The sequence below is a fragment of the Treponema sp. UBA7567 genome (assembly GCF_002476655.1).
Taxonomy (GTDB): Bacteria; Spirochaetota; Spirochaetia; order Treponematales; family Treponemataceae; genus Treponema_D.
On the sequence record NZ_DLLH01000068.1, the window covers coordinates 1 to 6,892 of the forward strand.

The following is a 6,892-nucleotide window of genomic DNA, read 5'->3' on the forward strand; positions in this document are numbered from 1 at the left end:
CGATAATGACATTAAATTATAAAACTCGAAATCAAGGGTATCTAATATGAATCTCAATTTTTACATTATAGAACTGTTTTAGCTATTTTCCAAAAGTAAATCGCCGTCTTTTATCCAATCAAGTTTTCTGAAAAATTTCCCAAAAAGCCATGTTAAAATTCCTGGTAAAACAAAGCATACGAGAATAAGTCCAAGCCAGTCGAATCCTGAAGGAGCAGCTGCTGACGCTCCGTGGGAAAGTGCTGTCTGAGAAGGATTGAACCAGCCAGAAATGACGCCGATTTGACCTACTAAGCCGCAGGTTCCCATTCCAGAACTTACCGCTGCTCCATTCATTTCCATTTTGAAAATGCAGGTTGCAACAGGACCTGTGATGAGTGAAGAAAGGCAGGCCGGAATCCATATTTTTGGATTTTTGATGATATTTGGCATTTGGAGCATGCTTGTTCCAAGCCCCTGGCTCAAAAGTCCTGACCAGCGGTTTTCCTTAAAACTCAATACTGCAAAACCGACCATTTGCGCGCAGCAACCGGCGACTGCCGCTCCTCCTGCAAGACCTGTAAGACCGAGAGCTGCGCAGATCGCTGCTGAACTTACTGGCAAAGTGAGCAAAACCCCTACAAGAAGAGAAATTATCATTCCCATCAAGAAAGGACGGAGTGTTGTTGCCCAGACAATTATGTTTCCAAAGGCGCTTGCTGCTTTTCCAATGTATTTTGCTGTAATGACTGTTAGCAATGATCCTGTTAAAAGCGTAACAAGCGGAGTAACAATAATATCAACTTTTGTTTTTTTGCTTACAAGGCAACCTGCTTCTGCTGAAAGAATTGCGATAAAAAGAACTGCAAGAGGTCCTCCAGCTCCACCAGTTACATTTGCCGCGCTTCCTGTTGCCGCAAGTGTAAAAAGAACAAGTGCAGGAACTTGCATTGCAAAACCGATTCCTATTGCCATAGCCGCTCCGACAACATGAGCGTCCGAAGCAAAAGCACCTGCATCAACTAAAAAAGTAAAAATTGGGTTTGAGCCAAGCCGCAAAAGCTGCTGACCAAGAGTTTTTACAATTGTTCCGATTAAGAGCGAAGCGAAAAGACCTTGCGCCATTCCACCCAAAGCATCAATAAGATACCGTTTGACGTACTTGTTCATAACGTCCTCCTGTAAACACCGCGTTAGCGGGAGAAAATATGGTAGTGTCATTGATATACTTGCTGATGCCGAAAAATAATGGTCATCCCAAACGTAACATCTGAATTTCCTGTCTAATTTAGCAAAAAATCAGTTAAAATTCAATTTATGCCGTGTTTTATCTTTGAGAGATTTAAATAAAATGATATAATAATTCTGTTATGTTTTTTCATGGTGGAACTAATTCAAGAAGACTGAATGATTATCTGGACTTTTCTGCTAACACAAGTCCTTTGGGAGTTCACAAGGCTGCTTCGAGGGCATTGCTTGCGCTTTCCTTAAATCCAGATATTATTGCGGCTTATCCGGATCCTAATTGTACGGAACTGAAAGAATCTCTTGCTAAATACTGGAATTTTGACGGGCCAATTCTGTGCGGCTCTGGCGCTGCTGATATTACTCAGCTTATTTCTATGGTTTTTGGAAAAAATGTTCAGGGAACGGCTTTTAACCTGATTGTTGAGCCTGCCTTTTCTGAATACGAAAATGCGCTTTTGATGGCATGCAGCGAAGAAAAAATTCTTCACCTTACCCTCGAAAAGAAAAACGACTTTGTTTTTACGGAAGATGATTTTCAGCATCTTGAAAAAATTCTTTCGGGCGGAGTTCCGCTTATGTTTATGGCAAGTCCTTCAAACCCGGCAGGCAACGTGATGCCTTTGGATATGATTGTAAGAATTGCCAGGCTCTGCGAAAAATCGGACACTGTTCTTGTTTTGGATTCCTGTTTCTGTCAGTTTAGCGAAACTGCCGAAAAAAATGTCCGCGCGCTTATAGACCGCGCTGATGAATTCCCGCATCTTATAATTCTCAATGCATTTACAAAATTTTATGGAATGGCAGGACTTCGTTTGGGATACGCGCTTTGCTTTAGTTCCAGCGTTTATAATCCTCTTGTTAATGCAATGCGTCCGTGGACAATCAGTACGGACGCCCAGGTAACAGGTTCTGCGGTAATGCAGGCAGAAATTGAAAGCAATAGTTGGCACCGTCAGATGCTCAAGCTTGTAACCGAAGAACGAAAATATTTATCGGATTATTTTGAATCAATCGGAGCAAAAGTTTTGCGTGGTGAAGGAAATTATATTCTCGTTCAACTTAATGAAACTTTACAGAAAACGGCGTTGGATTATGCTTCCGGCTCAGAGCATGCAAAGGATAAAAAAGGTCATAACGGTCCGAAAAAGCAGTCTTTGGTCAACGAAGAGGATTCTTCGCCAAATCCGTTTAAGGCGCCTTTGTGCCAGGCTCTGGCAATGTCAAAAATCGTAATCCGTGGTTGTTCGGATTTTTATGGAATGGATTTAAGCTGGTACAGAGTTTCGATAAAAGCCCACGAAGAAAATGTTCAGCTTGTAAAAGCTTTGAATAAGATTTTTAAAAAATAAGACTTTAGAATTTTGAGCAGAATTTTTTTAAGTTCTGCTTTTTTTATTCATTTTTTTTGCAAAAAAAAGGCTGCCTGTCTTGAAGGGCAGCCTCTTTTTTACCTTTTATTTGGCAAGTCTAATCGATTTTACAGTGTAGTCATTTTTGTGTTCGTTAATTGTAAATTCAAGTTTTTCGCCGACTTTTGAATCGAGAATTGCATTGCCAAACGGAGACATGTAAGAAATGATACCTGCATCCGGATCTGATTCCCACGGTCCCATGATAATGTATTTTTCGTCTTTTCCTGTAGCGTTGTTTGTTAGAACGACTTCTGTTCCAAAAGAAACCATCGAAGTTGTAGCAGTTGTTGGATCGAAGATAACTGCACGTGCAAGTTCGCCCTGAAGACGGTTCAAGTCGTTGTTGAGCTTGTGCTGCGCTTCTTTTGCGGCGATATATTCAGCGTTTTCTTTCAAGTCGCCTTTTTCCTTTGCATCCGCAACTTCCTTTGCAATTGCTGGAATGTCAACAGTTGTCATTTTTGCTTCGAGAGCCTTTTTCTCGTCGAGCTTTGCCTTTGTAACGAGCATTCCCTTTGGAGCGTTTGTCTTTTCCTCTTTTGCGCGGAATTTGTAATCTGGATACTTTGAAAGAATTTTGTTGCGCAAAGCCTGCTTGTAAATGCCTTCAAGGTTAACAATGTCATCAACAAGAGTGTAAAGGTGAGTCATTGTGTCCATGTCGCATGAAAGCATGTAGTTTGCATAAGCATTTTCGCCGTCAAAAATCAATTTTATTGCGTTTTTAATGATTTTTTTATTTTCTGTAGTATCAACGTGATTATCGATTTCACGGTAAGACTGATCGATAATGTTTACGATTGTAATCAATTGTTTCTGATAAGAAATTCCAGACTGTTTAAACCATTCGTCATCCTGACATTCTTCAAAGAAGAAGAGGACTGCATTGCGGTAGTCGCGGAAATTTTCAAATACTTTTACGGCAAGTTTCTGAACTTTTTCTGTATTTCCATTTTCAATAATTTCGTTGAGCATTTTTTTGTTCAGAACTGTCGGGAAAAGCTCAATGTACTGGTCAACCCAGTCAGACAAAAGTTTTATCTGGTTTAGAAAGTCAGCCTGGAAACTTGTATTTTTTGTGTCTTTGAGAAGAGTGTACATTTCGCGAGGATTGTCAATGTCGCGGTAGAGCTGTTCAAAAGTGTAGTTGAGCTGAACTGCCAAAGATGGCATTTCAGCACCTACTTTCTGAACTATAAGGTAAGAAGCTACAACCTGCTCGTTTGCCTGATGTGCGCCTTTTAAAAAACCCTTGAAATAGTTGTACATATCCATGAAGAATTCGCTGTCTTTATCAGCTTCTTCGTTTTTGAAAAATCTCATGAAGACATCTGCACGTGGAGCGAACTGTTTTTCAGCCTTGAATTCGTTGCTGAGTTTTTCTTCTGTAGAAATTTTAGCATCACGAACAATGTATTCGTTAATGTTGTTTGGATTTACACCAAAAATTGGATTTGTTTCGAGAGTTTTTTTTGCGGCCGTGTTCCAAGAAGTCCATTCTCCAGGAGTCAAAATAGAAGGAACTAGTTCCGATTTGATTCTTTTGAAGTCGCAGCTGTTTCCGAAAGACTTGATTATAATTTTGAGAGCCTGAGTTTTGTCGCGGTTGTCCTTGAAAAGTTTCTGTAAATCGTCCTTTGATTTTGTTGCCTTGAGAACCCAGATGTGGTCGCGTGCAAGAGGCTGGAGCGCGCTTACTGCCATTTTGAGAGACATCTGCTTAACTCCGTTCTTTCTTCCAAAGTTGATGAAAAGATTGTCATTTTCTACTTTTGTGATGATTCCAACGCCCCATGTTCTGTGGTAAATGAAATTTTTTACGCCAAAAGCAATGTGTTTTTCAAAATCATTGATTGCCTCAAATACGTTGCGGAAATTCTGAGTAAGGTTTGATGAAGCGATAAAGTCGTTGACGTTTGGATTTTTAGCGTATTTTCCCTGGAAGCAGGCTGCAATTTCGTTTCTTGCCCAAGAATCTTTTGGATCGATTCTGAGAATTATTTTGAGAATTTGAATTGCAATATCCCATTTTTTAGGATCTGAAGGCGCGTTGTCTTTGTAGTACGGATAAAGACCGTGAAGAAGAAGAGAGCTTTCTTCTGCGCTGATTGATTTTTCTACTTTGCGCTGTACGAGAAGGAAGAAGTCAATTTCGTCAGGAATCATAGAAACGAGTTTTGCCCAAGTTTCTTTTAATGCGGTTGGGTTGTTTGTATTAACAAAGCGGAGAAGTGCTTTTTTGCAATAAGCAACGGCATTTTTTACATCGCCTTCTGCTTCGTAATGTTCTGCGAGAATTTTTGCGATTTCAGCTTCTTCAACGTCAATTTTTACAATTTTTTCGTAAAGAGCCCAAGCTTTTGGATCATTTGCTGCACGGTAAATATCTGCAAGTGTGCGGAGGGCAAATTTGTTATTAGGATCAATGTCGAGAATTGTTTCGCAAAGATAGGTTACAACCGGTTCTTTGTAATTTTTCTGGAAAATGTCTACAAGAGTTACCAAATTCGAATTGTCAAGATCTCCATGTTTTAAACCGAGAATTCCCGAAATATAAAGCGCAATGATGCTGTCTTTTGTGTGAGAAAGCTGTTCATCACAGATTGCTTTTATTTCCGCAGTGCAATCCTCTGCTTCTGCTTTTTCGATAATTTCCGACAGCTCGATAAGGTTGTTCTTTGTGTAGTTGCCGATTGCTNNCTTTGAGCATGTCCTGTACTTTTGTAACGATTTCTGCAGACATTTTATACTCCTGTAAAAAAAATTATTCCAAAACTTATTATTTTATATACAAGTCATAGACATTTCTGTCTAAAATCTTGATTTTTAGTAAAAGGTCGCTAACTTCGCTTCCAGTCTGGTTTTTCTGAATGTAGTGATCAACTAACCAGAAATACATGTAAATCAATTTTGGTTTTAACTGATTTACATTGTTAGCAGGATTTTTAATTTCGTTTTCCGTTTCATAAATATCCTGCTTTAATTTTAAAACCTCTACGCTCCGAAGCTCACGCTTTATATTAAAAACTCCATAAAGAACCGCATAAACTGGAATCCAATATTGAAGTTCTGAGCCGCTGTATCCGTGGTCGTCTTTTATTTTCTGAACAAGACATTTTATAAGTTCTGAATCTAGCATGCTTATATCGATTTTTCTTGCGTCGATAAAAAATGCTTCCCGAAAAAGAACTTTTGACTCGTTTTCCAACCCGCACAGGGCACAGCAGTCGGCCATTTCGGCAATTATCTGCGCCGAACCAGGAAGAAATTTATTTGCCTCCATAAGGTTTGAACGCGCAATGTCGTACTTTCCGAGTTTTTTGTTGCAGATTCCGATTTTTAAAAGCAAATCTGCCTTTTGAGCCGGAAGTCTTGTATTTTCCTGTGAAACAGAACTAAAACTGTCCAGTGCAAGAGAAAATACTCCTGTCTGCACCGAAAAAACTGTTCTTGCAAAAATTTCTTTTTTTTTGCCGAACGCTTCCTCGAAAGTTTTCCACTGAAATAGAATGCTTTCTCCACGTTCGTAAAAGTCGGATTTTGCCAGTTTTTTTATAAAATCAATCCAATAAGAACAGCACCAGACTGCAAAATCAATCTCTTTGTTGTCGAGGTTGAATTCCAAAATATCCGCAAGAAGTTTTTTTGCCTCTGCTGGCTCTCCTTGAGAAAGCATTTTGTAAGCCTGTTTTAATCCTTCTTCAGATTGAACACTCATAACGACTGTATTAAATTTATAGCAAAATGGGGGTGTTAGTCAATAAATTATAAAAAAAAGCAAAAATGGGGCATAATTTATACTTTACTTGAGTAAATAAGTCAATGGTTTTTTCTGTTAATTTTTTTTAATTTAGTTACACGTAAAAATAACAGAAAGTTTTTAATAAAGACAGCGAATTTTTGGTTTGGCTCTAAGTTTTGGACGGAAAAACAACATGCAGCTTGTTTTTTTTTGAGAAAATTAAGAATGAATTTAAAACCAATAGAGGAAATGACTAGATTAAGAAAAAATATGTTTGCTATTTTTTTATGGGGGGGGAGAAGAATTTTGCGAGAGAAGGGACTTGAACCCTTACGCCGAAGCACTAGATCCTAAGTCTAGCGTGTATGCCAATTTCACCACTCTCGCAGATTACGGCAAGGACAGAAGTCTCGATCCCGATTTTTTATTTCGTAAAACCGAAATATGAGCGACCGGGGGCTCGAACCCCGGACCCACAGATTAAGAGTCTGTTGCTCTACCAACTGAGCTA

4 protein-coding genes and 2 tRNA genes are annotated in these 6,892 nt (G+C 39.1%); 1 reads left to right on the forward strand and 5 read right to left on the reverse strand.

The genetic code is table 11. The features are described from left to right. Positions 1 to 78: 78 nt before the first annotated feature. Positions 79 to 1,149, reverse strand: coding sequence for a PTS transporter subunit IIC (locus B3Y13_RS08550; RefSeq protein WP_296668997.1), 1,071 nt, complete (start codon positions 1,147 to 1,149; stop codon positions 79 to 81). Between the two features lie 200 nt (positions 1,150 to 1,349). Between B3Y13_RS08550 and B3Y13_RS08555 the strand changes: the two genes are divergently transcribed. Further along, the gene (locus B3Y13_RS08555) at positions 1,350 to 2,576 is read left to right on the forward strand and encodes a pyridoxal phosphate-dependent aminotransferase (RefSeq protein WP_296022709.1); all 1,227 of its coding nucleotides are present in this window, start codon (positions 1,350 to 1,352) and stop codon (positions 2,574 to 2,576) included. Between the two features lie 105 nt (positions 2,577 to 2,681). Here B3Y13_RS08555 and greA read toward each other — a convergent pair whose 3' ends face one another. The 4 genes from greA to B3Y13_RS08575 all read right to left on the reverse strand — a co-directional run bounded on the left by greA (position 2,682) and on the right by B3Y13_RS08575 (position 6,892). After that, positions 2,682 to 5,387 (reverse strand): transcription elongation factor GreA, encoded by a 2,706-nt coding sequence (gene greA, locus B3Y13_RS08560; protein WP_296693962.1) that lies wholly within the window; start codon positions 5,385 to 5,387, stop codon positions 2,682 to 2,684. Between the two features lie 31 nt (positions 5,388 to 5,418). After that, the gene (locus B3Y13_RS08565; protein ID WP_296668992.1) at positions 5,419 to 6,357 is read right to left on the reverse strand and encodes a hypothetical protein; all 939 of its coding nucleotides are present in this window, start codon (positions 6,355 to 6,357) and stop codon (positions 5,419 to 5,421) included. A gap of 331 nt (positions 6,358 to 6,688) precedes the next feature. Further along, positions 6,689 to 6,768 (reverse strand) — tRNA-Leu (locus B3Y13_RS08570). A gap of 65 nt (positions 6,769 to 6,833) precedes the next feature. Beyond that, positions 6,834 to 6,892, reverse strand: a tRNA-Lys gene (locus B3Y13_RS08575).